The sequence below is a fragment of the Cellulophaga algicola DSM 14237 genome, from assembly GCF_000186265.1.
GTDB lineage: Bacteria > Bacteroidota > Bacteroidia > Flavobacteriales > Flavobacteriaceae > Cellulophaga > Cellulophaga algicola.
The window spans coordinates 4,770,036-4,796,731 of sequence record NC_014934.1 but is presented as its reverse complement, the minus strand read 5'-3'; the positions used below and the strand labels follow the sequence as shown (position 1 = coordinate 4,796,731).

General features: G+C 32.9%; 22 protein-coding genes. 10 read left to right on the top strand and 12 right to left on the bottom strand.

Translation table 11 applies throughout. The features are described from left to right. Positions 1–49: 49 nt before the first annotated feature. The 4 genes from CELAL_RS20840 to CELAL_RS20825 form a co-directional block, all read right to left on the bottom strand. A complete protein-coding gene (locus tag CELAL_RS20840; protein WP_013552894.1) occupies positions 50–685 on the bottom strand; it encodes a DUF937 domain-containing protein in 636 nt (211 codons plus the stop codon). Between the two features lie 79 nt (positions 686–764). Further along, complete coding sequence (locus tag CELAL_RS20835) at positions 765–1,715, bottom strand: D-2-hydroxyacid dehydrogenase (protein ID WP_013552893.1); 951 nt, start codon at positions 1,713–1,715, stop codon at positions 765–767. Positions 1,716–1,767: 52 nt separating this feature from the next. After that, the gene (gene serC / locus CELAL_RS20830; RefSeq protein WP_013552892.1) at positions 1,768–2,832 is read right to left on the bottom strand and encodes a 3-phosphoserine/phosphohydroxythreonine transaminase; all 1,065 of its coding nucleotides are present in this window, start codon (positions 2,830–2,832) and stop codon (positions 1,768–1,770) included. Between the two features lie 129 nt (positions 2,833–2,961). Beyond that, a complete protein-coding gene (locus CELAL_RS20825) occupies positions 2,962–4,029 on the bottom strand; it encodes an acyl-CoA reductase (RefSeq protein ID WP_013552891.1) in 1,068 nt (355 codons plus the stop codon). A 106-nt stretch (positions 4,030–4,135) separates the two neighbouring features. Here CELAL_RS20825 and CELAL_RS20820 point away from each other — a divergent pair, with 106 nt between their 5' ends. Next, positions 4,136–4,489, top strand: a complete 354-nt coding sequence (locus tag CELAL_RS20820; RefSeq protein WP_013552890.1) for a 4Fe-4S dicluster domain-containing protein — start codon at positions 4,136–4,138, stop codon at positions 4,487–4,489. A gap of 138 nt (positions 4,490–4,627) precedes the next feature. Here the strand turns inward: CELAL_RS20820 and CELAL_RS20815 are convergent, their stop codons facing one another. From CELAL_RS20815 to CELAL_RS20800, 4 genes are all read right to left on the bottom strand, one after another. After that, the gene (locus CELAL_RS20815; RefSeq protein WP_013552889.1) at positions 4,628–7,627 is read right to left on the bottom strand and encodes a TonB-dependent receptor; all 3,000 of its coding nucleotides are present in this window, start codon (positions 7,625–7,627) and stop codon (positions 4,628–4,630) included. A 119-nt stretch (positions 7,628–7,746) separates the two neighbouring features. Further along, positions 7,747–10,797 (bottom strand): TonB-dependent receptor, encoded by a 3,051-nt coding sequence (locus CELAL_RS20810; RefSeq protein WP_013552888.1) that lies wholly within the window; start codon positions 10,795–10,797, stop codon positions 7,747–7,749. Positions 10,798–10,808: 11 nt separating this feature from the next. Beyond that, positions 10,809–11,810, bottom strand: coding sequence for a FecR family protein (locus CELAL_RS20805; RefSeq protein ID WP_013552887.1), 1,002 nt, complete (start codon positions 11,808–11,810; stop codon positions 10,809–10,811). 89 nt (positions 11,811–11,899) lie between these two features. After that, positions 11,900–12,475 carry an RNA polymerase sigma factor gene (locus tag CELAL_RS20800; RefSeq protein WP_013552886.1) on the bottom strand — a complete coding sequence of 192 codons (576 nt, stop codon included), beginning with the start codon at positions 12,473–12,475 and terminating at the stop codon, positions 11,900–11,902. Between the two features lie 221 nt (positions 12,476–12,696). On the opposite strand from CELAL_RS20800, the gene ychF reads away from it, so the two are divergent. From ychF to CELAL_RS20770, 6 genes are all read left to right on the top strand, one after another. Further along, complete coding sequence (gene ychF, locus CELAL_RS20795; RefSeq protein WP_013552885.1) at positions 12,697–13,791, top strand: redox-regulated ATPase YchF; 1,095 nt, start codon at positions 12,697–12,699, stop codon at positions 13,789–13,791. Positions 13,792–13,868: 77 nt separating this feature from the next. Continuing rightward, entirely contained in the window at positions 13,869–14,780 is a 912-nt protein-coding gene (locus CELAL_RS20790) for a DMT family transporter (RefSeq protein WP_013552884.1), read from the top strand. Between the two features lie 176 nt (positions 14,781–14,956). Next, positions 14,957–16,813, top strand: a complete 1,857-nt coding sequence (locus CELAL_RS20785) for a DNA topoisomerase IV subunit B (protein WP_013552883.1) — start codon at positions 14,957–14,959, stop codon at positions 16,811–16,813. A gap of 31 nt (positions 16,814–16,844) precedes the next feature. Further along, positions 16,845–19,505 carry a DNA gyrase/topoisomerase IV subunit A gene (locus CELAL_RS20780; protein WP_013552882.1) on the top strand — a complete coding sequence of 887 codons (2,661 nt, stop codon included), beginning with the start codon at positions 16,845–16,847 and terminating at the stop codon, positions 19,503–19,505. 12 nt (positions 19,506–19,517) lie between these two features. Then, positions 19,518–19,943: a large conductance mechanosensitive channel protein MscL gene (gene mscL / locus CELAL_RS20775; RefSeq protein WP_013552881.1), complete on the top strand. Its 426-nt coding sequence runs from the start codon at positions 19,518–19,520 to the stop codon at positions 19,941–19,943. A gap of 76 nt (positions 19,944–20,019) precedes the next feature. Next, positions 20,020–20,979 carry a sterol desaturase family protein gene (locus tag CELAL_RS20770; RefSeq protein ID WP_013552880.1) on the top strand — a complete coding sequence of 320 codons (960 nt, stop codon included), beginning with the start codon at positions 20,020–20,022 and terminating at the stop codon, positions 20,977–20,979. Positions 20,980–21,675: 696 nt separating this feature from the next. On the opposite strand, the gene CELAL_RS20765 is transcribed toward CELAL_RS20770, so the two are convergent. Continuing rightward, complete coding sequence (locus CELAL_RS20765) at positions 21,676–22,038, bottom strand: hypothetical protein (protein ID WP_013552879.1); 363 nt, start codon at positions 22,036–22,038, stop codon at positions 21,676–21,678. 71 nt (positions 22,039–22,109) lie between these two features. Beyond that, complete coding sequence (locus tag CELAL_RS20760; protein WP_013552878.1) at positions 22,110–22,568, bottom strand: helix-turn-helix domain-containing protein; 459 nt, start codon at positions 22,566–22,568, stop codon at positions 22,110–22,112. Between the two features lie 169 nt (positions 22,569–22,737). Between CELAL_RS20760 and CELAL_RS20755 the strand changes: the two genes are divergently transcribed. The 3 genes from CELAL_RS20755 (at position 22,738) to CELAL_RS20745 (ending at position 25,154) form a co-directional block, all read left to right on the top strand. Beyond that, complete coding sequence (locus tag CELAL_RS20755) at positions 22,738–23,979, top strand: M14 family metallopeptidase (RefSeq protein ID WP_013552877.1); 1,242 nt, start codon at positions 22,738–22,740, stop codon at positions 23,977–23,979. A gap of 108 nt (positions 23,980–24,087) precedes the next feature. Then, on the top strand, positions 24,088–24,567 hold the full coding sequence (locus CELAL_RS20750) for an Lrp/AsnC family transcriptional regulator (RefSeq protein WP_013552876.1): 480 nt from the start codon (positions 24,088–24,090) through the stop codon (positions 24,565–24,567). Between the two features lie 71 nt (positions 24,568–24,638). Further along, the gene (locus CELAL_RS20745) at positions 24,639–25,154 is read left to right on the top strand and encodes a DinB family protein (protein ID WP_013552875.1); all 516 of its coding nucleotides are present in this window, start codon (positions 24,639–24,641) and stop codon (positions 25,152–25,154) included. Here CELAL_RS20745 and CELAL_RS20740 read toward each other — a convergent pair. After that, positions 25,151–25,483, bottom strand: coding sequence for a hypothetical protein (locus CELAL_RS20740; protein ID WP_013552874.1), 333 nt, complete (start codon positions 25,481–25,483; stop codon positions 25,151–25,153). The two genes, CELAL_RS20745 and CELAL_RS20740, sit on opposite strands and share 4 nt — an antisense overlap. Before the next feature lie 97 nt (positions 25,484–25,580). After that, positions 25,581–26,672 carry a 3-dehydroquinate synthase gene (aroB, locus tag CELAL_RS20735; RefSeq protein WP_013552873.1) on the bottom strand — a complete coding sequence of 364 codons (1,092 nt, stop codon included), beginning with the start codon at positions 26,670–26,672 and terminating at the stop codon, positions 25,581–25,583. Positions 26,673–26,696 lie beyond the last annotated feature (24 nt).

The following is a 26,696-nucleotide window of genomic DNA, read 5'->3' as shown; positions in this document are numbered from 1 at the left end:
AGCTGAATATGAAATTATCCAGCTTTTTAATCATTTTATGTAAGAAGGTTTATTTTCCGAAAAGCCCACCTAAAAGACCTCCGATACCACCTTTTTTACCACTAGAACCCATTACCATTCCTGCAACATCGTCTAAAATGCTACCATCGCCATCCGCATCTAATAAAGAAGTGATTAAACTTTGGTTTTCTTGAGGCTGACCACCAAGCATACCGCCTAATAATGCATTCATTCCACCAGCATCACTGACATTGTTTTGGGAAGTTTGTTTTGATAAAAAACCCATTAAAATAGGAGCTGCAATTTTTAAAATATTAGCAACAGATCCCGCATCAACACCAGATTTTTGGCTTAATGCACTTTCTACGCTTTCTTGTTTAGAACCTAAAAGATGCCCTAAAATTCCTGCGCCATCATTGGTTACAGCATCATCAACTCCACCACCAAATAGACCACCTAGGTTATCTAATATACTTCCATCATGTTTACCACCTTGTAGTGCACTCATTAATCCTTGAGCACCTTCTGGAGTAGAAACGTTTTTTTTCATAGCGCCTAATAACAATGGCATAGCCATACTAAGTACATTTGCAGTTTTTCCTTCTGATTCTCCAGTTTGCCCTGCAACACCGCTAATTAATTGTTTGCCCATTGGGCCACTTAATAAATCTAATAATCCTGACATTTTATAGTTTTGGTTTTTTTATTTTCTCTAATTTACAAAAAAGAAGTAAATTCTTTCTTATTTGATAAGAAAAAGGTTGTTATTTTAGTAATGAGCTAATTTTAGTTGCTAATTCGACACCAATTCTGTCTTGAGCTTCTTTAGTAGCTGCACCAATATGTGGAGTTAACGAAATATCAGGGTGCATTAGTATTTTTATTTCAGGTTTTGGTTCAGATTCATATACATCTAAGCCTGCAAAAGCAACTTTACGAGATTCCATAGCATCTATCAAAGCTACTTCATCTAAGGCGCCACCACGAGCTGTATTGATGATACCGACACCATCTTTCATTAGCTTAAATTCATTTTTACTAATAACATACGCCTTTTGTTTAGGAACATGTAATGTAATGAAGTCGGCAGATTTTAAAACGTCTTCTTTGCTATGGTTTTTTAAATTGAATGTTATTGTCTGATCATCGTAAAATTTTAAAATCACAGAAGTTTCCTCAATTTCAGAATCATGATAAAGTACTTTCATGCCAACTCCTAACGCAATTTTAGCGGTAGCTTGCCCAATTTTTCCAAACCCTATAATCCCTAATGTTTTACCTCTCAATTCAGACCCACTTGAATAGTCTTTTTTAAGGTCTTTAAATCGTGTATCGCCATCTAAAGGCATAGTTCTGTTTGAATCATACAAAAAGCGAACAGCACCGTATAAATGAGCAAAAACTAACTCAGCAACAGATTCAGAAGAAGCTTCAGGCGTATTAATAACATGTACCCCTTTTTCTTTAGCGTAAGCCACATCAATATTATCCATGCCAACACCACCACGACCAATTAATCTTAGTTCAGGGCACTGGTCAATTATATCTTTTCTAACTTCGGTAGCACTCCGTACTAAAAGTGCTTCAATTTTATGCTTATTTATGTAATCTATAAGTTGATTTTGTGCAACATTTACCGTTAAAACTTCAAAGCCATTTGATTTTAATGCATCAATCCCAGCTTGTGAAATTCCATCGTTTGCTAATATTCTCATTTTTTATTTTTATAATTTTAAAGCATCAAATAAATTTATTTAATGTTTATACCTATCCTTTTCGTTCCATCTCACTCATAACATCTACTAATACACCAACACTATCTAGTGTTAAAGCATTGTACATAGACGCTCTATAACCCCCGATAGATCTATGACCGTTAATTCCGCTAACACCAGCTTCTTTCCAAGCGGCATCAAAAGCAGGCTTTAATTTCTCATCAGTAATACTGAAGGTTGCATTCATTGTAGACCTGTCCTCTATATTTGCATAGCCTTTAAATAAAGGATTCAAATCTATTTCAGAATACAATAATTGTGCTTTTTTATTATTTATTTCTTCAATAACAGCTATACCACCTATACCTTTTAACCATTCTAATGTTAACATAGAAACATAGATAGGGAATACTGCTGGGGTATTAAACATACTTTCCTTAGCAATACTCACTTGGTAGTCTAAAATAGAAGGGATTTTACGGGATACTTTCCCTAAGATATCTTCTTTGATTACCACTAATTCTGTTCCTGCAGGACCCATATTTTTTTGCGCTCCAGCATAAATTAAATCGAATTGAGAAAAGTCCATTTGTTTAGAAAAAATATCAGAACTCATATCACAAACCAAAGGAATATTTACTTTTGGAAACGTTTTCATTTGAGTTCCATAAATAGTATTATTAGAAGTTACATGTAAGTAATCTAAATCGTTAGGGACACCAAATATTTTTGGAATATGGTTATAGTTTTCGTTTTTAGAAGAAGCTACTTCAACTACTTCTCCGAAAAATTTAGCTTCTTTGATAGCGTTATTTGCCCAGGTACCTGTATTTAAATAACCAGCTTTTGTTTCCAATAAGTTATATGCAACACGAACAAACTCCATGCTAGCTCCACCTTGTAAAAATAGTGCTTTATAGCCTTTACCTTCTAAACCAAGTAGTTCTAGGGCAAGTGCTCTAGCATTCTCCATAATATCTACAAATTCTTTACTTCTATGAGACATTTCTATAAGAGACAAACCTGAACCGTTGAAGTCTTGTACTGCTTCAGAGGCTTTTAATAAAACTTCTTGTGGTAATATACACGGTCCTGCGCTAAAATTATGCTTTTTCATTTGTATTTTATTTTGAATTTTTGGTCCTATTAGACCTTGACTAATTATTGAAAATTTATTCTAGAAAATAAATTTAAGTTGACAAAGGTTATAAAATTTATGCAATTTAAAGTAGATTATCTAAAAATTCTAAGAGTTTCTTAACAAGAAAGCAATGGTATCTACATTATCTGCATAGTCTGTTAATTTTGGACTTTGTGTTTGTCCAAAAATAACTTCAGTATCAAAGAGACCTTGAGAAACAATGCACTGTATCTTTTCTTCATCTACGCGTAATTTCTCTTTTAGAATTTCTATAGTTTCATATTCTTCATAGAAAAGGGAAGCGATAGGCGAGGAGTAACTCTCATCCTTTTTTAAAATTAAGAATCCATTTTCTAAAAGTTTAAAATTACTCATCAGGTATACGGCTTTATTATAATCATAATTGTTTGCATATTTTGCTTGCTCAATTATGGGATGATATACGTATAAGGATTCAAAAAATAAATCAAAATTATATTCTTTTGGAACAAAAAGCTTAGCGACACTCCGGCAACCTAGCCCATAATAAAGAAAAATATCTTCACCTAAGGCTTTTAATTGTTCAGCCGTTTCATTGCCTGTTAATACGGCTGCAGAATTTCTATTCTTGCGAATAATATGGGGCTTATCTTTGAAGTAGTGTTCAAAATAACGTGCTGTATTATTACTACCTGTAGCTATTACACTATCAAAGGCGGGTAGTTTTTCGTTTTCAAATTGAATGTAACCTTTAAACTCAGGAGCTAAATTTATCAAAATAGCAGCAACCTGTGGTAATAAAATGTTGTCGTTAGAGGAAAGTTTTATTAAAGCTTTGTTTCCTGTTAATAAAACACAAATAACATCATGAAACCCAACCAATGGAATATTACCAGCCAAAATAAGCGCAACTGTTTTAGGACTATTATTTTCTTGAAAGTTATAGGTTGCTAGCCAAGAATTTAAGTTTACTTCTGTTAGTGCTTGACCCCAACTCGCAAAACTAAAAAGTATATTTTCTCGTGTAAACCATCCATTTTTATGTTTAGCTAACGCAATTTTATCTTCTAAGGTGTTAAATGAACCAGTAGAATGCTCATACTTATCTTCCATATTGTTAGCAGAATCGCAAAATTCTCTAAAAAAAGTACCAAGTTTAACAAAAGCTTTAATTCGTTGTGTATGGTCTGTCATTATATTTGTATAGGATTGTATTAGGTTTTACCTTTGTGCAAAAGTATAGATACTGAAATAAATTCAATATAAATACTGGAATTAATTTAGATAAGAAAAAGAAAATATGGCAATTATAATAACTGATGAGTGTATAAATTGCGGAGCATGCGAACCAGAGTGCCCAAATACTGCAATATATGAAGGAGCAGATGAATGGCGTTATAGTGATGGTACTTCATTAAAAGGACAGGTTGTTTTACCTAATGGTAAGGAAATAGACGCAGATGTTGTTCAAGAACCTATTAGTGATGAAGTATATTACATATCTCCTGATAAATGTACAGAATGTGTTGGTTTTCATGAAGAACCGCAATGTGCAGCTGTATGTCCTGTAGATTGTTGTGTACCAGATGATGATCATGTAGAAACGGAAGATGTTTTGTTAGGTAAACAAAAATTTATGCATCCAGAAGGATAAGATTACGTTTTAACTAATAATAAAGAGCCCGAATTACTTATGTAGTTCGGGCTCTTTTTGTTATTACAATTTATAATACCGTTGTAAATAAAAAAAGCTACCCAGATAGGGTAGCTTTTCAGGTTGACTAATTACTAATTAAAACCTATAGTTAATGGATAAGTTTAGCATAGTTCCTAATTGACTAAAATGGTAACCATCATAAGTCATTTGTGAGTAACGTTGATTGAATGTAATTAAATTAGATTGCTCTTGAATAGATGTTATTCCATAATATGTTAACGAAGTATCATCAATTAAAGCTTGGCCTGCTGCATTTTCTGCTTTAAAGCCCCATTCAGGTAAAACATTAAATAAGTTATTGATGTTTAAGGCTATTGTAAGTTTTTCAGTAGCATTAAAATTAACACCTAAGTCTGATACAATTTTAGGAGTAAACTCTGTTCTTAAGTTTTCGTCTAAACCTTGTTGCTTAAATGTGGTTTTACCGAAGTAAGTATTATTAAAAGAGAATCCGAATTTATTAATATTATAATTAGCTCCTAATATCCACTTTGTTTTTGGCCTAGACGTAAAGAATAAAGCTTCTTGAGTAGCGTTAACTACAGATTGACCAGCGTCTTCAACTAATTGAGGGTTTTTGACAGCTCCATCTCGTTCGTTTTGAATTGTGTAATTTCCAGATAAAGTGAAATCAAGTGTTCCGTCTCCTAGACTAATATTTTTGTAGTTTGCAACAAAATCTATTCCAGATGTTTTAGTATCTAATGCATTAACAAAAAAGCTAATATCACTTAAATTATTATTATTTAATACTTGATCTAATGGAGTATTACCTATACTGTTTCCAACAGCATCAGTTGCAGTAGCTCCAATTTCAGTACTTAATACGATACGGTCTTTAACAGCAATATTATAGTAATCAACAGTAACATTAAAGTTTTTGTTTATTTTGGCACCTAAACCAACAGTGAAGTTAGTAGATTCTTCAGCATCTAATTGAGGTAAACCAAGTATGTTAGCAGTAGAGGAAACGTTGTTAACTAAACCACCAACTTGAATACCTTGACCAGGTACAAAGCTATATTGTGCTTTTTGAGTGTAAATTTGGTGCAAAGTAGGAGCTCTAAATCCTGTTGAAACAGAACCTCTTAAAGTTACCTTATCATCCAAAAATTTATATCTAGAACTTAATTTCCAAACAAAAGCATTACCGAAGTCAGAATAATTTTCAGTTCTAATAGTCCCATTCAGTAAAAAATTATCTGAAACATCGTAAGCAATATCGAAATATCCTCCAAAATTATAACGGTTAAATTTACCAGAGTTTTCTGGGCTATTACCAGCAAAAGAATCAGCTCCACCACCATCATAAGAAGCTAAACCACCTTCAATTATTTCAAATGTTTCAGTTCTAAATTCAGAACCAAACCCAATACTAATTTTATCAGATAAAATTCTAGATATATCAATGTTTCCTACATTGTGAGAAAAGCTAGTTCCACCAGGACTAAAAGACCTTTGGCTGTTTGACCTATATAATTCAGAACCTTGAGAAAGTTCTCCATCATCTAAAGTACCATTACTATTTGCATCTACCCAAGTAGATGGTGAATATACTTCGTTTGCATTATGCGAGTTATTTACATTGTAAGTTTGAGTGTTACCACCTGTTGTAAAACTAACATCAACATTCCAATCATTTTTTACAGTTTTAAAACCAATTGTAGCATTGTAATCAGTTAAAAGACCTTCAAAAGTTGGTACATAACCATCATAACCATTTACGGTATTTGGGTTGTTACCAGGGAAAAAATCTGCTAAATATTCAGACCCTTCACTTAATGGCTTCCAATAAGGAGTTCTGTAGTTAGCAAAACTATTTACTTTTTTATATACATAAGCAGCGTTTGCATATAAGTTAGTGTTTTCGCTTAATTCATAACCAGTATTAATTTCAAATTTGGCGGAAGCAGTTTCAGGAGAACCATTAATATTTCCTGCATCTGGTCTTCTTCCTAAAAATTCTTCTGTAGTAGCTAATCCTTGAGCATTTGAGGCCAAAATAGCAGCATTACGTGTGTTGTAATCTGCTGTGCCAACGTAATTGTTTGTAAATTCATCAACTGCTTGAGGAACTGTAAAACCAGTTAAATCAACTCCACCTAGCAATGAACCATTTAAGTAACTTCCATATGAGTTAGGGTTTGAAGATGTGAAATCGGCAGCATCTCCAGCAGCATTTACAGTACCAGGTCTATTTGATTGGTTAACTTTAGATAAATCAATAGTATAGTTAATAAAACCTTTATCATCACCAATACTAGATCCATTGTTTACAGCAATACCGAACATTTCCCCATCACCTTCAGTAGTGATACCTGTTCTAATAGTTGCAGAACCTTCATTAGCACTATTTTTTAAAATGATGTTCATTACACCTGCAATTGCATCAGAGCCATATTGAGCAGAAGCACCATCACGTAAAATTTCTACTCTTTTAATCGCATCAGTAGGAATTGCAGAGATATCAGCACCTGTTTCACCACGGCCTGGAGAAGTTTGAGTATATAATAAAGAACTTAAGTTTTTACGCTTACCGTTAATTAATATTAATGTTCTAGAAGGTCCCATGTTTCTAATTTCATAAGGATCTAATAAAGATGTTGCATCATTAACAGGAGTTTGTACCGTATTAAAAGATGGAATTTTATACTGTAAAGCTTTATCAAAAGAAGCTTGACCTGTAGAGGTTAAATCTTTTGCGCCAACAACATCAACAGGAAGAGGTGAGTCTGTATTTGATCTTGGAGCAGTTCTAGAGCCTACAGCAATAAACTCATCTAATTGGTTACCTTCAGATAAGGTTATATTGATTGTTGATTGGCCTCCGATTTTCTTCTCTTTGGTTTCAAAACCAATGTAACTAAATACCAAAGTTCCATCACTTACTGCTTCAATGGTATAATTACCATCAAAATCTGTTGTCGTTCCATTTGTTGAGCCTTTTACAACAATATTTGCTCCCGCCAAGGGGATACCATCGCTGTCTTTAACGGTTCCTTTTATCTCGCTTTGCGAGAAAAGGCTTGTAACACTAAAAACTAGTGTTACAAGTAATAAATTAGTCAATTTCATAAATAGTGATTTTAAAGATTAATTAGTAAATAAGCTATATCTCGTTGTGAGGAAAGATATAAAATAGTGAGTATTTATAGGAATTTTATGTATTATTAAATCATAAAATTCTTACTTTGTTAGAATTTGAAGTTTATACCAGCGCTTAGTGTGGTACCATTAAACCCAAATTGATTTACTTCCCATGGGTACTTAAACCGACCGCCTAGGTCTGTTGAAGCATCGCCTTTGTTGTCTATTTCGTCAGGATATACATTCAATAGATTGTTTACGCCAACATTGGCGCTTATTTTACTTGAAAAATTATAGTTGAGAATAAGGTCCGTAATAATTTTACCAGAAAAAGTTTGATCTTTATCAATATCTGTAGCATGTTGCCACGTTACTTCTCCAAAATACGTGTTGTTAAATACAAACGTAAGGTCTTTAATAGTGTAATCTAAGCCAAGAAGTATTTTTGACTTGGGTCTGGCAGATATGATTCTCGATTTTTCTTTTCTATTAAAAATATCATAACCATTTTCAGTAAATATCGTAGGAGCATTAATTTCTCCTTTAATTTCTGTCTTATTATAATTTGCGGAAAGCGTAGTGTTTAAATAACCACCGGCCATAGAGATATTCTTATAGGAAGCTACTAAGTCTACACCATTTGTAGTAGTGTTTACTGCGTTCACAAAAAATTTGAGACTTGTTATTGAATTGTCTAATAAAATTTGTTCCACAGGATTAGTAGTAGCATTATCACCATCAAATCCTATTTCGCCAGTAAAAAGTACCCTGTCATCCATTTTTACATTGTAGTAATCTAATGCTAAGGTGAAGTCATTTGTAATTTTATAGGTAAGTCCTGCAGAAATATTTTTAGAAGTTTCAGCAGTTAATTGTGGTACCCCTAAACCGTCTCGTATTACTGGGTCTACATTGTTAAATGTTCCTTGGTTAGATATCGTATTACCGGAAACTAGTGTTTGTACATTGCTTAAATATATTTGATGTAATGATGGTGCTCTAAACCCAGTGCTGTAGGATGCTCTAACAGCTCCTTTACTTTCTCCGAATAAATATCTAGAGCTTACTTTCCAAGAGCTGTTACTACCAAAATCACTAAAGTCCTCAAATCTAATGGCTCCACCTATTAAAAAAGCTTCTGTTATATCCCATTCTAAATCCCCGTAAACACCAAAATTATTTCTATCGGCAATAACAGCATTGGATGGTTGTAATCCAGGGAACGATTGTACTCCTCCAGAGACATAGGATGCAGGTTCACCTGCTATAGCAGTAAAACGTTCTTTTCGTATTTCGGCACCAAAACCGATATTTAAAGTGTTGAATCCTCTAGAAAAATCAAGATTGCTTAAAGTGTTGCTAAACGTATATGCGCCAACATCAAATGTTGTAGGGCTATTTGCGCCTAGTGCAGGGTTAATACTATTGCTTACCGTATAATCTACCGCATTTCTTCCATAAGTACCACTTAAATCTACATTGAAGCCCAAAAGCTTAGTTTTGATTCCTACACTAAAATTATTATCTCTTATATCTGTTTCAAAAGTGGGCTGAAAACCTTGGTATTGACCATTTCCATCAAATAAAGGATTATTTTCTGGTGAATTTTGTCCAGGAACACCTGGCCAGAAAGGAGTTCTGTACAAAGCAAAACTTGTTCCTACTCTATAGTCAAAGCCTCCAAATGCATAAAATTCTCCATTACCATTTTTAAAAGGTACTCCTGCATTGAAAAAGATATCTGCTTTTGAGTATTCGGGTTGGCCAACAATAGCACCTTGATCTGGATGTTGCCTTTGCCAATCTGTTTCGCCATTTAAAATTTGTGATCCTGTAGCAATTTGACCATCTGAAGCTAAAAAGCCATCTGCAGCTTGTATTGGAATTTGCCCTGAATTGTATAGACCACCAAAAAGACCATCTCCTCCTGGGGTTCCTGATCTATCTGTTTTATTTTGATTGTAGAAAGCTAGGGTTAAATTTAAATAACCTCCATTATCCCCAATAGTAAGACTTGAATTTAAATCTACTCCAAAATTAAATCCATCACCTTCTGTTGTAATACCAGTATTTGCGGAAACACTTGTGAATTCTACTCCTTTTTTCAATACCATGTTAATTACCCCAGCAATGGCATCAGATCCATATTGTGCAGAAGCTCCGTCTCTTAATACTTCTATGCGTTCAATTGCCGCGGCTGGTATACTTTTAAAATCAGTACCAACTTCACCTTTTCCGGGGGTATCATTGATGTATACTAATGCGCTTTGGTTTTTTCGTTTTCCATTAATTAAAACTAAAGTTCTACTAGGTCCTAATCCACGTAAATCTGCAGGATCAAAATGAGCAGTAGCATCCGAAACGGTTTGGTTGGTAGAATTAAAAGAAGGTACTTTGTAAGTAAGCATCTTATCTACTGTAGGTTGCCCTGTACTTTTTAATTCAGCAACACCAATATTATCAATTGGTACTGCAGATTCAATGGCTGTTCTAGGTTTAGAGCGATTACCAACCATAATAATCTCATCTAACTGTTCTCCTTCGTTTAAGTTTACATTTATTGTAGTTCTCCCTGCTATTTTTTGTTCTGTGGTGTTATATCCTATATAACTGAAAACTAAAGTTGCATCGTCGCCCACAGGTATGGAATAATTGCCATCAAAATCTGTTGTTGTTCCATTAGTAGTACCTTTTTCAATAATATTAGCGCCTGCTAATGGTATCCCATCTTGATCTGTAATTTTTCCTGAAACAGAATTTTGAAGTGCTAAAAAACTTAAAGAGGTATTTACTTCTTGTGATTTTCTAACCTTAACTTTTTCAAGAATACTTCGTTCATTCTTTTTCCCATATACTGCATAATATTTATTTCCTAGATATTCAAAATCAAAACTTGTTTTTTCTTCAAGTTTAGTAATGATTTTATCTAATTTATCATAATTGTACTCTTTAGGATTTAAGGATGAACCTGAAAGAATTTCTGGGTTATAGGTAAAATAAACAGTATGCTTCTTGCTTATTTCGTCTAAGAAAGTTGCTAATGCTATTTTTGCGTCTTCCTTTTCAATGTTAATGGGTTCATTTGCAGTAACATAATTTATTTGTGTTACCACATAAATGAATAGAAGCAGTATTTTGGTTGGAGTTCTCCCGTTCATAATAGTAAATTTTAGTTGTTCGTAATTACTAAGTTATTGTCAATATGATTGATCTTTATTCCTGCAGATTTTTCTATAGCCTTAATACAGATTTTCAAATTTCCGTTTGGAATACCTCCAGTAAGTATTATTTTTTTAGATTTTTCAGTTTTAAATTCTGTAGTAACACCATAAGAATTTTCTAAGTAGTGCATCACTTCTAAAAGAGAAATATTATTAAAGACAAAGGTTTCTTCTCTCCAAAAAGAATAATTCATGTCCGAATTAATTTTTTTATGAGAAAAGAGGTCACTTTTGTTAGAATAAATAGCAATTTCTCCTGGATTCATTTTTTTCTTAGATCCATTTTTTAGCTCTAATTGTATTGACCCTTCGTCTAAGAGTACTTTTGTTTTTTCATCTCTAGTATTTACATTAAAATGCGTACCAAAAACTTCAACCTTAAGATCGGTTGTGGTTACCCAGAATTTTGCTTTTGTAGAGGGTTTAGATTTTACTTTAAAATAAGCTTCTCCTTGAAGTAATACATTTCTAGGGTTTTGTTCGTCATATTTTAATTCTGAATTACCATTTAAAACCACAGTAGTACCATCAGATAATTTTAAATTTATAGTTTCTCCAAAACCGGTTTTTTGAACTACGTATGAATTGCTTTCCTTTAAATTGTAAAAAAGAAGAAGTAAGGTTGCTATAAAAAAAGTAACTCCTGCTAGAATGTATTTTGGTAATTTTGATTTTCTTGTTGGAATAGTAAATTCAGGTTTGCTCGTATCTATTTTAGATAAAACGTCTTTTAGCTTATCTTCAATAAAGTCTGATTCAAGAGTGTTGTTTTTAAAATTGATACCCAATATGATATCCCGAGCAGTAAATACAATTTCAGCATAGTCAGAATTTGCATCAATCCATTTATTCCAAAATGCTACATCATTTCTATTTCTTTTATATACCCAATTTTTAAATGAGGTATCCTCTAAAAGATTCTCTAAAAGATGTTGTTTACTCTCTTCCATGCTTAATTTTAATAACTAGTTATGCCGTTACAATAGTAAAGAGAGGGGAGTGTGCTTTTTATACCCTATGAATTTATAAAAAAATAAAATTATTTTTTCAAAATAGCAGAAAGCATATTGTTTTCAATGGTTTTTCTAATTTTCGAGAAAGCTTTTTGAAGCGTGTTTAGAACACTTTGGTAAGAAATGTCCATTGTGGTAGCAATTTCTGACATGGAGAGTTCACCGTAATATTTTAAATAGATAACTTCTCTTTCTCTTGGCGAAAGGGTGTTTAATATTAAGGTAATAGAACTCGTTTGCGCAAAGGAGATTTCTTGATCGATTTTTAATTCTTCTGGAGAAAAAGCAAAACTATTAGAATTTTGTTTCTCAGAATTAAAATCTGTAAAATTTCGTTCCTTTTTAAGTGAAGTAAAAAGAGCTCTTCTAAAAGAGATAAATAAATATGATTTAACATTTTTTACATCACCTATAGTTTTCCTATTATCATGGAGGTAAACAAAAAATGTCTGTAGACAATCCTCAGTAACGCAAGAGTTGTTGCAAAGCTTTAATCCGTAATTATAAAGTGAGGAATAATATTTTTTAAACAATAAAGAGAATGCATTAGTATCCCCTTGTAAAAATAAGGACCATATGATTTCTTCGTTATTTATAGACATAAAAATATTTTGTTAGATTTTAAAAGTATAACATTAAGGTTAAAAAAAGGTTAAAAAAAGGTTAAATTAGTAAAATAATTGATTATTTATGATTTAAGAGGTTAAATAATTACAGTTTTATAGGTATAATCAACTTTATTTTTAATTTTCTTTAATATCAGTTGTAGTGTTTATATTTAATGGTAAAGATTATATTTGCACTTTCTTAAAATAAAGAACTGATGAAAGCAGGAATCGTAGGGTTACCAAACGTGGGGAAATCCACACTATTTAATTGTTTATCGAATGCAAAAGCACAAAGTGCTAATTTTCCATTTTGTACGATAGAACCAAATATAGGTGTGGTGAATGTTCCAGATCCTAGATTACAAAAATTAGAAGAATTAGTAGATCCAGAGCGTGTATTACCTGCTACTGTAGATATTGTAGATATTGCGGGTTTAGTTAAGGGAGCAAGTAAAGGAGAAGGTTTAGGAAATCAGTTTTTAGGGAATATCCGTGAAACAGATGCTATTTTGCATGTTTTACGTTGTTTTGATGATGATAATATTGTACATGTTGATGGTTCTGTAGATCCAATAAGGGATAAAGAAACGATTGACATGGAGTTGCAGTTGAAAGATTTGGAAACTGTAGATAAAAAACTTGAGAAAGTAAAAAGAGCTGCTAAAACAGGAAATAAAGAAGCGCAGAAAGAAGAAGCGGTTTTATTAGCCGTTAAAAAAGGGCTTGAGGAAGGTACTTCTGTTAGAGCAATTGAAATTGCAAAAGAAGATCGTAAAGAATTTGTTCATCCACTACAGTTTATTACAGATAAGCCGGTAATGTATGTTTGTAATGTAAATGAAGAAAGTGCTGTTGACGGAAATGCTTATGTTGAAAAAGTAAAAGCAGCGGTGGCCCATGAAAATGCAGAAGTAATTTTCTTAGCGGTAGGAACAGAAGCAGATATTACGGAACTAGAAACTTATGAAGAACGCCAGATGTTTTTAGAAGATTTAGGACTTTCAGAACCTGGTTCTGGTAAATTAATTAGAGGAGCTTATAAACTTCTAAATTTAGAAACTTATTTTACAGCAGGAGTTAAAGAGGTTCGGGCTTGGACTATTCCTGTAGGAGCTACTGCACCACAAGCGGCAGGAGTTATCCATACCGATTTTGAGAAAGGATTTATCCGTGCAGAAGTTATTGCATATGATGATTATGTAGCTCATGGTAGTGAAGCTAAAGTAAAAGAAGCGGGTAAGATGCGCGTAGAAGGTAAAGAGTACATTGTTAAAGATGGTGATGTAATGCACTTTAGATTTAACGTTTAAACCATTATTTTTTTGGGTATCGTATTTTGTTAAGCTAAGTAAGTTTAGAACAGATGCGTCTTTTTAAATTTGTTTAGATGTTCAAGAATTCATCGGCAAGTAGGTTAGGGGGTGTATTTGCAATTTTAGGAGTTATTCTATTTTCTGCTAAAGCAGTAATTGTAAAGCTTGCCTATCAATACCATATAGATTATCTAACACTATTACTTTTTAGAATGGTATTTTCATTACCATTCTATTTAGTTATAGCGTTTTGGAAAAAACCAGCACATCTAGAAATAATAAAGAAAATTGATTGGTTTTGGTTGGTTTTCTTCGGGTTTATAGGCTACTATTTGGCTAGTTTGTTTGATTTTATAGGTTTACAGTATATTAAAGCTGGTTTAGAACGAATTATACTTTTTATATACCCTACGATAGTTGTGCTTATTTCATGGGTGTTTTTTAAAAAGAAGTTAAGTAGAAACCAATTAATAGCACTTATAATCACGTATTTAGGGGTCATAGTCGCTTTCTGGGATGAAATAGGTCTAAAGGGAGAGGGAACAATTTTTGGCGGGTGTCTAATTTTGTTTAGCGCAATTACCTATGCATCCTATTTGGTAGGCAGCGGTTGGTTAATTCCAAAGTTTGGAACACTCCAATTTACTTCGTATGCAATGATTGTATCTACTATCGTTGTAATCATTCATTTTTTAATTAAAGGCGATTATAACTTTTTTGATTATCCTAAAGAAGTCTATTATTTAGGTTTAACAATGGCCATTTTTTGTACCTTAATTCCTTCTTTTTTGGTTTCGGCAGCAATTGAGCGTCTAGGGGCTTCAACATTTTCTATATTTGGAAGCTTAGGACCAGTAGCAACAATTTTGTTAGCTTTTGTTTTTTTAGATGAACGGGTTACTTTCTTACAGTCAATAGGTATGTGCGTAGTTCTTTTTGGTGTAACTTTGGTTGCCTTTAATAAACGTAAAAATAGCGAGGTTTAAAGTTGTATATTGTAGCTTATGTATGTTTTGTAAAAAGCAAAATTCGTTTGATATATTTTGAAATTATGACCTATCAACAAAAACTAATTTGCTATTGTTGATTACTTTCGTTTCAGGATGTTTCATCTTTCAATTACACTTGTTATATTAGCAACACTTTCGAAGAAACCCCAATCATGTCAGAAAATACAGATTATACAGAAGATAATATCCGTTCACTCGATTGGAAAGAGCATATTCGTATGCGACCTGGTATGTATATCGGGAAGTTAGGCGATGGTTCTTCTGCAGATGATGGTATTTATATTTTATTGAAAGAAGTAGTAGATAACTGTATTGATGAATTTGTAATGGGTTCAGGTAGAACTATAGATATCTCTATTAAAGATAATCTAGTTTCTGTTCGTGATTATGGTCGTGGTATTCCCTTAGGTAAAGTGGTAGATGTAGTGTCTAAAATGAATACTGGAGGTAAGTATGATTCGCGCGCCTTTAAGAAATCTGTAGGACTAAACGGGGTGGGTACCAAGGCAGTAAATGCTTTGTCTACCTTCTTTAAAGTGGAGTCTTCTAGGGATAATCAATTAAAGACGGCCGAATTTCATCAAGGAAATTTGGTGCAAGAAGAAGGTCCGGGAGAAACTTCAAAAAGAAAAGGAACAAAAGTTTCTTTTATCCCAGATGAAGTAATATTTAAAAAATATAAGTATCGTAACGAGTATATAGAGCGAATGCTCAAAAATTATGTTTATCTAAATCCAGGGTTGACTATTGTTTTTAATGGTGAAAAATTCTTTTCTGAAAACGGACTAAAAGATCTTTTGGAGGATAATAACAACATGGAAGATATGTTGTATCCAATTATTCATTTAAAAGGTGATGACATAGAAGTTGCAATAACACATAGTAAAACTCAATATAGTGAAGAGTATCATTCCTTTGTAAACGGACAACATACTACGCAGGGTGGTACGCACCAGTCAGCATTTAGAGAAGCGATAGCGAAAACTATTCGTGATTTCTATGGTAAATCTTATGATGCATCTGATATCCGGAAATCTATTATTTCTGCAATAGCAATTAAAGTAATGGAACCTGTTTTCGAGAGTCAAACAAAAACAAAACTAGGTTCTACGGATATGGGAGGAGAGTTTCCAACCGTAAGAACATATATCAATGATTTTATAGGTACTAAGCTTGATAATTACCTTCATAAAAATCCAGACACCGCAGAAAAGCTGCAACGTAAAATTATGCAGGCAGAGAAAGAACGTAAAGATCTTTCTGGTATTCGTAAGCTAGCAAGAGATAGAGCTAAAAAATCGAATTTACATAATAAAAAACTACGCGATTGTCGGGTACATTTGGCAGATATTAAAAATAATAGGTATTTAGAAAGTACTTTGTTTATTACAGAGGGAGATTCTGCTTCTGGATCAATAACGAAGTCTCGGGATGTAAATACACAAGCTGTATTTAGTCTTAGAGGTAAGCCATTGAACTCCTACGGGATGAGTAAAAAAATCGTTTATGAAAACGAGGAATTTAACTTATTGCAAGCGGCACTGAATATTGAAGATTCAATGGAAGATTTGCGTTACAATAAAATTGTAATAGCAACAGATGCCGATGTTGATGGGATGCACATTCGCTTGCTATTAATTACATTTTTCTTGCAGTTTTTTCCTGAGTTGATAAAAGAGAATCACCTGTATATTTTACAGACACCCTTATTTAGAGTTAGAAATAAGAAGCAAACATTTTATTGCTATAGTCCGGAGGAGAAAAAAGCGGCAATGGAAGCATTGTCTGGTAAACCAGAAATTACCCGATTTAAAGGCTTAGGTGAAATTTCTCCAGATGAGTTTCAGCATTTCATCGGTGAAGACATTCGTTTAGAGCCAGTGATGTTAGATAAGAATATGTCTATAGAGTCCTTATTGGAGTTTTATATGGGTAAAAACACTCCAGACCGCCAAAAATTTATTATAGAAAATCTTAAAGTAGAGTTAGACCTTATAGAGGATAACTAATTATAAACCAAAATAATACGATTCTTTCTGCATGGAAGAGAATGAAGAGCTTAACGAAGAACATTTAGAGCCTCAGGATAACCAAGAGAACCAAGAAAATACCCAAGATTCTTTAACGAAAGTTACAGGAATGTATAAGGATTGGTTCTTAGATTATGCCTCTTATGTAATTTTAGAGCGTGCAGTACCGGCAATTGAAGATGGTTTTAAGCCAGTTCAAAGACGTATTATGCATGCCTTAAAGGAATTAGATGATGGGCGTTATAACAAAGTAGCGAATGTAGTAGGGCACACGATGCAGTATCACCCACATGGGGATGCTAGTATTGCGGATGCTATGGTGCAAATTGGCCAAAAAGATTTACTGATAGATACACAGGGAAACTGGGGTAACATTCTTACTGGGGATAGTGCTGCGGCTTCGCGTTATATTGAAGCGCGCTTGTCTAAATTTGCATTGGAAGTTGTTTTTAGTCCAAAAATTACTGCATGGCAATCTTCTTATGATGGTCGAAAAAAAGAACCTACAAATCTACCGGTTAAGTTTCCATTGCTTTTGGCACAGGGAGCAGAAGGTATTGCAGTAGGTTTATCTACAAAAGTACTGCCGCATAACTTTATTGAATTAATAGATTCTTCGATAAAACATTTGAAAGGTCAGAAATTCACCATTTTTCCAGACTTTCCAACTTCAGGAATTATAGATGTTAGTAACTATAATGACGGAATTAGAGGGGGGAAAATAAGAGTTAGAGCAAAGATATCACAATTAGATAAAAGTACACTGGTTATTAATGAGATACCTTATGGTACTAACACTTCTTCTTTAATAGATTCTATCTTAAAAGCAAATGAAAAAGGTAAAATAAGAGTTCGTAAAATTGAAGATAATACAGCGGCAGATGTTGAAATTTTAATACATCTACCTTCTGGTTTATCGCCAGATAAAACTATTGATGCCTTGTATGCTTTTACAGCGTGTGAATCTTCAATTTCACCTTTAGGGTGTATCATTGAAGATAATAAGCCTTTATTTATTGGAGTTACAGAAATGTTGCAGCGTTCTACGGATTATACAGTAGAATTGTTAAGGGCAGAGTTGGAAGTGCAATTAAGAGAGCTTGAAGAGCAATGGCATTTTGCGTCTTTAGAGCGTATTTTTATAGAAAATCGTATTTATCGAGATATTGAAGAGCAAGAGACGTGGGAAGGTGTTATTAAAGCTATTGATGATGGTTTAAAGCCGTACATTAAGCATCTTAAGCGGGCTGTTACAGAAGAAGATATAGCACGATTAACAGAGATTCGTATAAAACGTATCTCAAAATTTGATATTGATAAAGCGCAACAGCTTATAGATGGTCTTGAAGAGAAAATTGCGGAAGTAAAAAATCATTTAGCACATATTATAGAATTTGCAATTGATTATTTCAAAAACTTAAAGTCAAAATACGGTAAAGACCGCGAACGTAAATCAGAAATTAGAATATTTGATGATATTGAGGCTACTAAAGTAGCTATAAGAAATACTAAATTATATGTAAATCGTGAAGAAGGCTTTTTAGGTACTTCATTGAAGCGCGATGAATATGTTGGAGATTGCAGTGATATAGATGATATTATTGTCATGACTAAAGCTGGAGAAATGATGATAACAAAAGTCGACTCTAAGATTTTTGTAGGTAAAAACATCATTCATGTTGCCATATTTAAGAAAAAAGATAAACGTACCATCTATAATATGGTCTATAGAGATGGTAAAGGTGGTCCTAGTTATATTAAAAGATTCTATGTTACTGGAGTAACGCGTGATAAAATGTATGATTTAGTGAATGGTACAGCTAATTCAGATGTATTGTACTTTTCTGAGAATCCAAACGGAGAGGCGGAAGTAATAGCTGTTTTATTGCGTCAGGCGGGTAGTATTAAGAAGTTAAAGTGGGATATTGATTTTGCTGATATTTTGATAAAAGGCAGGGCCTCAAAAGGAAATATCGTAACAAAATATCCTATAAAACGTATTGAACTAAAAGAAAAAGGAGTTTCTACTTTAAAACCTCGTAAAATTTGGTTTGATGATGTTGTAAGGCGTTTAAATGTTGATGCAAGAGGAGAATTGTTGGGGGAATTTAGAGGAGAAGATAGGCTTTTAGTAATTACTCAAAAAGGATTTGTTAAAACCTTCTTGCCTGAAATGACCATACATTTTGATGATGATATGATTGTTTTGGAGAAATGGATTCCAAATAAACCTTTGTCTTCTGTTTATTATGAAGGAGAAAAAGATCGTTATTATATCAAACGTTTCTTGGTAGAGAATGAAAATAAAGAAGAATTATTTATATCGGAGCATCCTAAATCTGTTTTAGAAATAGTCTCTACAGATTGGCGACCTGTTTTTGAAATAGAATTTTCTAAACAACGAGGTAAAGAACAAAAACCTAACCAAACTATTGATGTAGAAGATTTTATAGCAGTTAAGGGAATAAAAGCTTTAGGTAATCAAGTTACGGCAGACAAGATTAAAAATGTAGATGCCCTAGAGGCTTTAGCGTATGTAGCTCCGGAGCCAGTAGAAACAGTTGCTGTAGCTATCGCAGCTAAAGAAGAGGATAATATAACTTTAGATTCGGAAGCATCGCCAACAAAAAAGAATGAGAACGATGATGATTTTCCAGATTCACTATTTTAAATTGAATTCGCTTTGAAAAAGTTTTTCCAAGAGTTTAAGAGTTTTGCAATAAAAGGTAATCTAATTGATATTGCTGTTGGGGTAATTATTGGAGCAGCTTTTAATAATGTAGTGAATGTGTTGGTAAAAAAGATTATTATGCCGCCACTTTCATTATTGACGGATGGTGTAAATCTTCATGAGAAAAAGTATATTTTAAGGCTTGCAACAAGTACAAGTGACGAAGTAGCAATAGGTTATGGGGAATTAGTAGAGGTCTTAATAGACTTTGTTATCGTCGCGTTTACTATTTTTATTGTCGTAAAAGGCTTTAATAGATTTAAAACTAAAGCCCAGGACCCTAAGAACAAGAATGTAGAGACGCCTAGGGAAATAGCGCTTTTATCGAGTATGGAAAAACTTCTGCAAGAGCAAAATGAACTACTTAAAAAAAAGTGAGTCATAAAATTTAAATGTTAAACAAAGTCTACATTCATTAGGAATAGTAGTACTTTTGAAAAATTAAAATTTTTAAATGGAATTAACGAATCCTTTAGTTTACGGTGCGCCGTGCTTTATTATCTTTATTTTATTAGAACTTACCTACAGTAAAAATCACGAAGAGCATCATGATTTGTACGACTGGAAAGATCTTTTTGCAAGTGGTTTTATGGGCGTAGGTTCAGCGATACTTGCGGCACTTTTAAAAGTTGTTTCTGCCATCGTAATTTTTACGTATGTGTTTGAGTTGTTTAATCCTGCAGTGAATGGCGTAAATGTAAATATTCTAGGCTATGAATCTTTTGGTTATGTTTGGTATGTATGGTTGCTTTGTCAGCTAGCGGATGACTTTACGTATTATTGGTTTCATAGAGCTAATCATGAAATAAGAATATTATGGGCAGCACATATTGTGCATCACTCGTCAGATAACTTCAATTTAGGAACAGCGGTACGTAATGGATGGTTTACACTTTTGTATAAACCATTGTTTTATATGTGGATGCCTGCAATAGGGTTTAAGCCAGAAATGGTAGTTTTTTGTTTAGGAATAGAGGCGCTATGGCAATTCCAGCTTCATACAGTTTTACTTCCTAAGCTTGGTATTTTTGAGAGATTTATGAATACACATACCATGCATCAAGTACACCATGCCCAGAATGTGGAGTATTTGGATAAGAACCACGGAGGTTTTTTAAATATTTTTGATAGAATGTTTGGTACGTGGTTGCCTTTAGATGATAGTATTGATGTAAAATACGGTGTTATTCATGCGCCAAGCTCAAACAATCCTATTGTTATCCTTACGCACGAGTTCAAGGATATATGGGCTGATATGAAAAAAACACCAAAATTAACTCATAAGTTAATGTATATCTTTGGGCCTCCGGGTTGGAGTCATGATGGGAGTACATTGACGGTTAAACAGCAACAACGCTTGTTTAAAGAGCATGAAAGTAAAGATTCAAAAGTAGCCTATACCAGGCCTAACTAATTTATAAATATTCTTATAAAAAAAGGACTCACATGAAATTTCATGTGAGTCCTTTTTTTTTATATCTAAAGTAAATTGTTATTTAAGGGCTGTTATTTTAAAACCATCAAAAATGTCAATGTTTTTAATTGTAGCGTAGGTTTTGGTTGTATATAAGAAAAAGGAGAGCTATATTTATATTAAGTGTAGATGCTGCATCTAGGCGCACGCAAGAAGCGCTATTGCTGTTAAATAGTATATTGAAATTATTAGGGTTACTTTATTCGTATTTACTGTAGTTTATTAGATTAGGCTTATGGAGAAAGAAAATAAATCTGTAAATAATACAACTTGACCATACTTTCATTTTTTTTTAATAAAATAGAAGGTTTAATGGGTTTTTTGCGCTTGGGTGATTACTATTATTATCGAAGCATAAATATGCAGGATATGCGCTTAAAACTAGCTCTAGTCTGTCTTTTAACTGGTCTGTAGTTTTTAAAGGGAAGTTATTAGGAAAATAAAGCCTAATTGTAAAAAACCTTAGATTTTTTGTTTTAAAAGTTGAAGATTAAGTCTTTGTTGCGGATCTTTAATTCTCAGTAAAAAAAAGTAATAAAACTCATGGCTAAATAGAACTATGCAAGTCTATTTACTTTGATATTAAACACTTAAACACAAAATGTGTTATGGGGTTTTGAGTGGAATTGAATGCTCTTAGTTAGTTTTTGTAGCAGTTCCTTTAGATTTTTGTTTTTTACCAACAACCCCGTACTCAAATAAGTAAGCGTCTTTTGTGGTGGATAGTATTTTGTAATGAATAGGTGTTTGGTTGTCGCTTGGGTTTAAAATAAATTCGCAATCACTTAGCCACCTAACAGTAGCAGTGTCTACCTTGTTCTCATACCGCTCAATACTATATTTCTCAGTTCTTGTAAAAGTACTATTCTTCTTTTCTCCATCTACCATGTATTCGAAAGTAAATTCACCCGTTTTGAAAAGTTTGCAATCGCGTTCTGGTTGGTAGCAAGACACTAAAGTGATGCCGATAATTAGCCCTAAAAAAAATCGAATTCTCATACCTGCAAATTAAAGAAATTTAGTTGAGATGTACTACAGTAGACCGTTCTTAATGTTGAGTTTGTTGCAGATCAAATTTGATAGGCTTCAAAACTTCCGTCATCATAAAATAATACAACTTTTTCTATAACCTTCTTTCCGTTGCTTTTCTTTTCAATGAGTTTTTCTTTGAATTCTAGAGGGAGTTGTGGTGCGGGAGGCGCTGCTTCAGCTTTTTCTGGTACAGGATTCTGAGCAGGCGTCACTGGAGTTGGAGGAGGTGTGGTTGGTATAGGAGGTGTTGCAGTAATTTGCTTTTCAGGTTTATGAGGAAACGTACCCTTTCCGTTTAAGAACCAGTAAAGGTTAACTTCAGGGTAGGCGTCTACAACTTTCATTACAAATTCTAAACTAGGCTTGTTTCTTCCAGAAAGTAAATGAGATATACCGGAGCGTTGAACAGATACTTTATCTGCAAAAACAGCTGCCGACAATCCGTAATAATCTAGTATTTTTTCTAGTCTTTTAATAAAATCTTCTGAGTTTACCATTGTAAACAATATTTATGTGATGTTACAAATGTTACAACGGTAAACAAACGCTTTTTTCACTGGTTTCTAGCTAAATTGATTAAATAAACACTAAAGTTAGTAAGACTTAAATAGCTGAAATACTTGTTTATAAGGCTTTAACATTGTATTTCCTTATATTCAGCTACATATGAAGTTACAATTGTATTATTTAAGCTACAAATATACTAAAATACTGTATACAAATGTAAATTATTATGTATACAATTGTAAATCATTAAGGGCTTACTTTTGTATTTTAATTGAAGCAAATTATATGTTAGATTTTATAGAATTATATAACTTAAGTAGAGAGAATTCTGTACAAGGAAGATATGTCACCAATGACATGATATTTCCTTTTTTAGATCAGTTAGGGAGTCCGTTTCAAATTGAGGTGATCGGAAAATCTGTTTTGAACAGAGAAATCAAATCGGTAACTTTTGGCTCGGGAAAGTATAAAATATTGATGTGGTCACAGATGCATGGAAATGAATCTACAACGACTAAAGCAGTGCTAGATTTTTTAAACCTTATCAGCTCTAATTCAGATTTAGCTCAAAAGCTTTTAGCTTTATGTACTTTTAAAATAATACCGATTCTTAATCCAGATGGAGCAGAAGCATATACACGTATTAATGCTAATGAGGTAGATTTAAATAGAGATGCTCAAGATAAATCACAGCCAGAGAGTAAAATTCTTAGAGCAGTTTATGACGCTTTTATACCTGATTATTGTTTTAATTTACATGATCAGCGTACCATTTTTAATGTTGGAGCAACTTCTAAACCTGCTACAGTATCTTTTCTAGCTCCTTCGCATGATGAAGAGCGTAGTATCTCCAAATCTAGGGGAGTTAGCATGCAGTTAATTGTAGCAATGAATAAAGAGCTGCAGAAATACATTCCAGGACAGGTGGGTAGGTATGACGATGGTTTCAATGCTAATTGTGTAGGAGATACATTCCAAATGCTAAATAAGCCTACTATATTGTTTGAGTCTGGTCATTACGTTAATGACTATGATCGTGAGGAAACAAGAAAGTTTATTTTTTGTGCCATAATAAAAGGGGTAAATGTAATTGCAGATCAAAATATAGATACATATGAGCAAAAAGACTATTTTGAGATTCCAGAGAATGGAAAATTATTTTATGATATTCTCATAAAAAATGCTGATTTTGTAAATAAAAACTTACGTAATGGAGCTGATATTGGAATATTATTCAAAGAGACCCTTGTTTCAGGAGTATTAACATTTGTTCCTTTTATAGAAAAAACAGGAAATTTGAGTAATTTTTACGGCCATAAGACATTTAATTGCTTGAATAATAAGGATTTAGAAAATTTAAAGTCTTTGAAAGAGATAGTAGACTTAATTTCAAAAAAATGAATAATTTTTTTTAATACTACTAAAACATTACGTTTTTGTTAAAATTATATAAGATTTATTGAATTTAATTTCTTTATTCGTTACTTTTGCCTCAAATTATAGTATAGAATGGGAAAAGTTAAGTTAGACGAAATAGACCACCAGATTCTGGATATGTTAATTGACAATACCAGAACTCCTTTTACGGATATTGCAAAAAAACTTTTAATCTCTGCAGGTACAGTTCATGTACGTGTAAAGAAAATGGAAGAAGCAGGTATCATTAAAGGTTCATCATTAACATTAGATTATGTAAAACTTGGATATGCATTTATTGCATATGTTGGTATCTTTTTGGAAAAGACACATCAAACAAAATTTGTTTTGGAGCGTCTAAATCAGATTCCGAATGTAACAGTAGCACATATTACTACGGGTAAATTCAATATTTTCTGTAAAATTAGAGCTAAAGACACAAATCATGCTAAAAACATTATTTTTAAAATAGATGATATTGATGGTATTAGTCGCACAGAAACAATGATTTCTTTAGAAGAAAGCATCAATGATAAGAAACGATTAATGCATACCATATTTAACGAAATGTAAAAGCTTAAAATACAACTAATCATAAGGATCCCATTGGAATTATTTTCATTGGGATTTTTTAATTTCTAATTATGAAAACATCAGAATTACTTAAAGAAGATTATAATCCTTATTATCACACCTATATTATGGCTTTAGGTGAAGTTAATCTAAAAGAAGAATTGACAGAAGGTTTAACTAGATTTGAGGATTTTTCAACTAATATTCCTGAAGAAAAGCTCAACTACGCCTACGCAGAAGGGAAATGGACTTTAGCTGAAGCGTTGGTACATATTATTGACACCGAACGTGTATTTCAATACAGAGCGCTTTGTTTTTCTAGAAATGATAAAGCCTCTTTTCCTGGTTTTGAGCAAGATGATTATATATTGAATGCTAATGCAGGTAATAGAGGTAAGCAAAGCTTGTTAGAAGAGTTTAGGGCGGTACGTATGTCCAGTATAGCACTGTTTAATTCATTTGCAGAAGCAGACTTGCAGAAGCGGGGGGTTGCAAGCGGTTCGTCTATGAGTGTTGGTGCGGTTGGTTTTATCTTATCAGGACATTTAAACCATCACAAAAAAATTATAGAAGAAAGGTACCTTTAATCTAAATCTTCTTCTGTTTCATACTCATTTTTAAAAACATGCTCATGAATTTCTACTTCAGAATCTTCATTAGTTAAGTTTTTAGGCTCAATAGTTAGCTCCTTCTCTATATTGTCATCAAAATTGGCAATAAAATTAGAAAGGCTCTTGCTTATTTTTACGAGATAAATAATGTCTTCTGTTTTTACCTCTACAGCTTCTATTAATTCGCCATGCATGTTTTTGAACTCAATAATGTCAGAGTCGCCGTAGCCATGAGGGTAACTTTCGATTAATAATACAGCTACTTCGTGACTTAATTTTTTGTAATCTACAATTTTACGTAACATAGTTTGGTTGGTTTTTGATTATATACCTAAACTATACATTTTTATTTCTTCTCTTAATTAAGAGTTGTAGCCTACTGATTTTTAGTAGGTGTAACCATTAATTTTTGTAGTAAGCGAAAGATTCTACTAATAATTCTTGGGAAACTTTCACGTCAATTTCAGGTTTTCCTATTTTATTTAAGAGTACAAAATTGATATTACCGTGAGAATTCTTTTTATCGAACTTTAGTAATTTTAAAATAGCTTCAATATCCTCAGGGCTAAAACTTACTTTAGGGTAGTTGCTTAAGAAGGTAGCTTTAATATCTTCCAGTTCGTCTTTTGATAAGCCTGTTAATTTATAGGAAATATAACCTTCTAGAATCATACCAACGGCAATGGCTTCACCATGTAAAAGTAATTCGTGCTTTGGGCTTTCTAAAAAATAAGACTCTACAGCATGACCCAAAGTATGGCCATAATTTAATATTTTACGAATATTTTGTTCTGTAGGATCTTGAAGTACAACTTCATTTTTAATTGTGACAGAATGGTAAATAAGTTGGTCAATAGCATCTAGTGAACTTAAAGCTTTTAGTTCATTCCAGTAGCTGTGATCTTTAATTAAACCATGTTTCAGCATTTCTGCGAATCCGCTTTGCATTTGTCGTTCTTCTAAGGTTTGTAAAAAACTAGAAACAACTAGGACCATTTCTGGTTGATTAATGACCCCAACTTGGTTTTTTAACGCTCCTAAATCTACACCTGTTTTTCCGCCAACAGACGCATCAACCATAGATAAAAGAGTAGTAGGCACGTTAATAAAATTAATACCTCGCTTAAAAGTTGAAGCAACAAAGCCTCCAAGATCTGTAACAACCCCGCCACCAACATTAATCAATACACTTTTTCTATCGGCGTCTAGTTCAGAGAGAACTTCCCAAACTTGAGTACACGTTTCTATATTTTTATTAATTTCTCCTGGTTCTATTTCGATGACTTCAAAATCATAATCTCCGTGTATTTCGGCCATAAAAGGAGCTAAACAGAAGTTATGTGTATTTTCATCTACCAAAATAAAAATCTTCGAATAATTAGCGTTACTCAAATGCTCGTTTAAACGTAGATAAGCAGTTTCGTTAAAGTGAACTGCATAAGATGATGATGTGATAGAAGTCATTACTTTATTTTTTTTAAGGGTATAATCCATTCTTGATTTTTATTAAACTTTATT

What these genes read in the sequence shown, in the direction of transcription:
- CELAL_RS20840 (WP_013552894.1), bottom strand. Translation starts at nt 685, where the DNA reads ATGTCAGGATTATTAGATTTATTAAGTGGCCCAATGGGCAAACAATTA.
- CELAL_RS20835 (WP_013552893.1), bottom strand. Translation starts at nt 1,715, where the DNA reads ATGAGAATATTAGCAAACGATGGAATTTCACAAGCTGGGATTGATGCA.
- serC (WP_013552892.1), bottom strand. Translation starts at nt 2,832, where the DNA reads ATGAAAAAGCATAATTTTAGCGCAGGACCGTGTATATTACCACAAGAA.
- CELAL_RS20825 (WP_013552891.1), bottom strand. Translation starts at nt 4,029, where the DNA reads ATGACAGACCATACACAACGAATTAAAGCTTTTGTTAAACTTGGTACT.
- CELAL_RS20820 (WP_013552890.1), top strand. Translation starts at nt 4,136, where the DNA reads ATGGCAATTATAATAACTGATGAGTGTATAAATTGCGGAGCATGCGAA.
- CELAL_RS20815 (WP_013552889.1), bottom strand. Translation starts at nt 7,627, where the DNA reads ATGAAATTGACTAATTTATTACTTGTAACACTAGTTTTTAGTGTTACA.
- CELAL_RS20810 (WP_013552888.1), bottom strand. Translation starts at nt 10,797, where the DNA reads ATGAACGGGAGAACTCCAACCAAAATACTGCTTCTATTCATTTATGTG.
- CELAL_RS20805 (WP_013552887.1), bottom strand. Translation starts at nt 11,810, where the DNA reads ATGGAAGAGAGTAAACAACATCTTTTAGAGAATCTTTTAGAGGATACC.
- CELAL_RS20800 (WP_013552886.1), bottom strand. Translation starts at nt 12,475, where the DNA reads ATGTCTATAAATAACGAAGAAATCATATGGTCCTTATTTTTACAAGGG.
- ychF (WP_013552885.1), top strand. Translation starts at nt 12,697, where the DNA reads ATGAAAGCAGGAATCGTAGGGTTACCAAACGTGGGGAAATCCACACTA.
- CELAL_RS20790 (WP_013552884.1), top strand. Translation starts at nt 13,869, where the DNA reads ATGTTCAAGAATTCATCGGCAAGTAGGTTAGGGGGTGTATTTGCAATT.
- CELAL_RS20785 (WP_013552883.1), top strand. Translation starts at nt 14,957, where the DNA reads ATGTCAGAAAATACAGATTATACAGAAGATAATATCCGTTCACTCGAT.
- CELAL_RS20780 (WP_013552882.1), top strand. Translation starts at nt 16,845, where the DNA reads ATGGAAGAGAATGAAGAGCTTAACGAAGAACATTTAGAGCCTCAGGAT.
- CELAL_RS20770 (WP_013552880.1), top strand. Translation starts at nt 20,020, where the DNA reads ATGGAATTAACGAATCCTTTAGTTTACGGTGCGCCGTGCTTTATTATC.
- CELAL_RS20765 (WP_013552879.1), bottom strand. Translation starts at nt 22,038, where the DNA reads ATGAGAATTCGATTTTTTTTAGGGCTAATTATCGGCATCACTTTAGTG.
- CELAL_RS20760 (WP_013552878.1), bottom strand. Translation starts at nt 22,568, where the DNA reads ATGGTAAACTCAGAAGATTTTATTAAAAGACTAGAAAAAATACTAGAT.
- CELAL_RS20755 (WP_013552877.1), top strand. Translation starts at nt 22,738, where the DNA reads ATGAAGTTACAATTGTATTATTTAAGCTACAAATATACTAAAATACTG.
- CELAL_RS20750 (WP_013552876.1), top strand. Translation starts at nt 24,088, where the DNA reads ATGGGAAAAGTTAAGTTAGACGAAATAGACCACCAGATTCTGGATATG.
- CELAL_RS20745 (WP_013552875.1), top strand. Translation starts at nt 24,639, where the DNA reads ATGAAAACATCAGAATTACTTAAAGAAGATTATAATCCTTATTATCAC.
- CELAL_RS20740 (WP_013552874.1), bottom strand. Translation starts at nt 25,483, where the DNA reads ATGTTACGTAAAATTGTAGATTACAAAAAATTAAGTCACGAAGTAGCT.
- aroB (WP_013552873.1), bottom strand. Translation starts at nt 26,672, where the DNA reads ATGGATTATACCCTTAAAAAAAATAAAGTAATGACTTCTATCACATCA.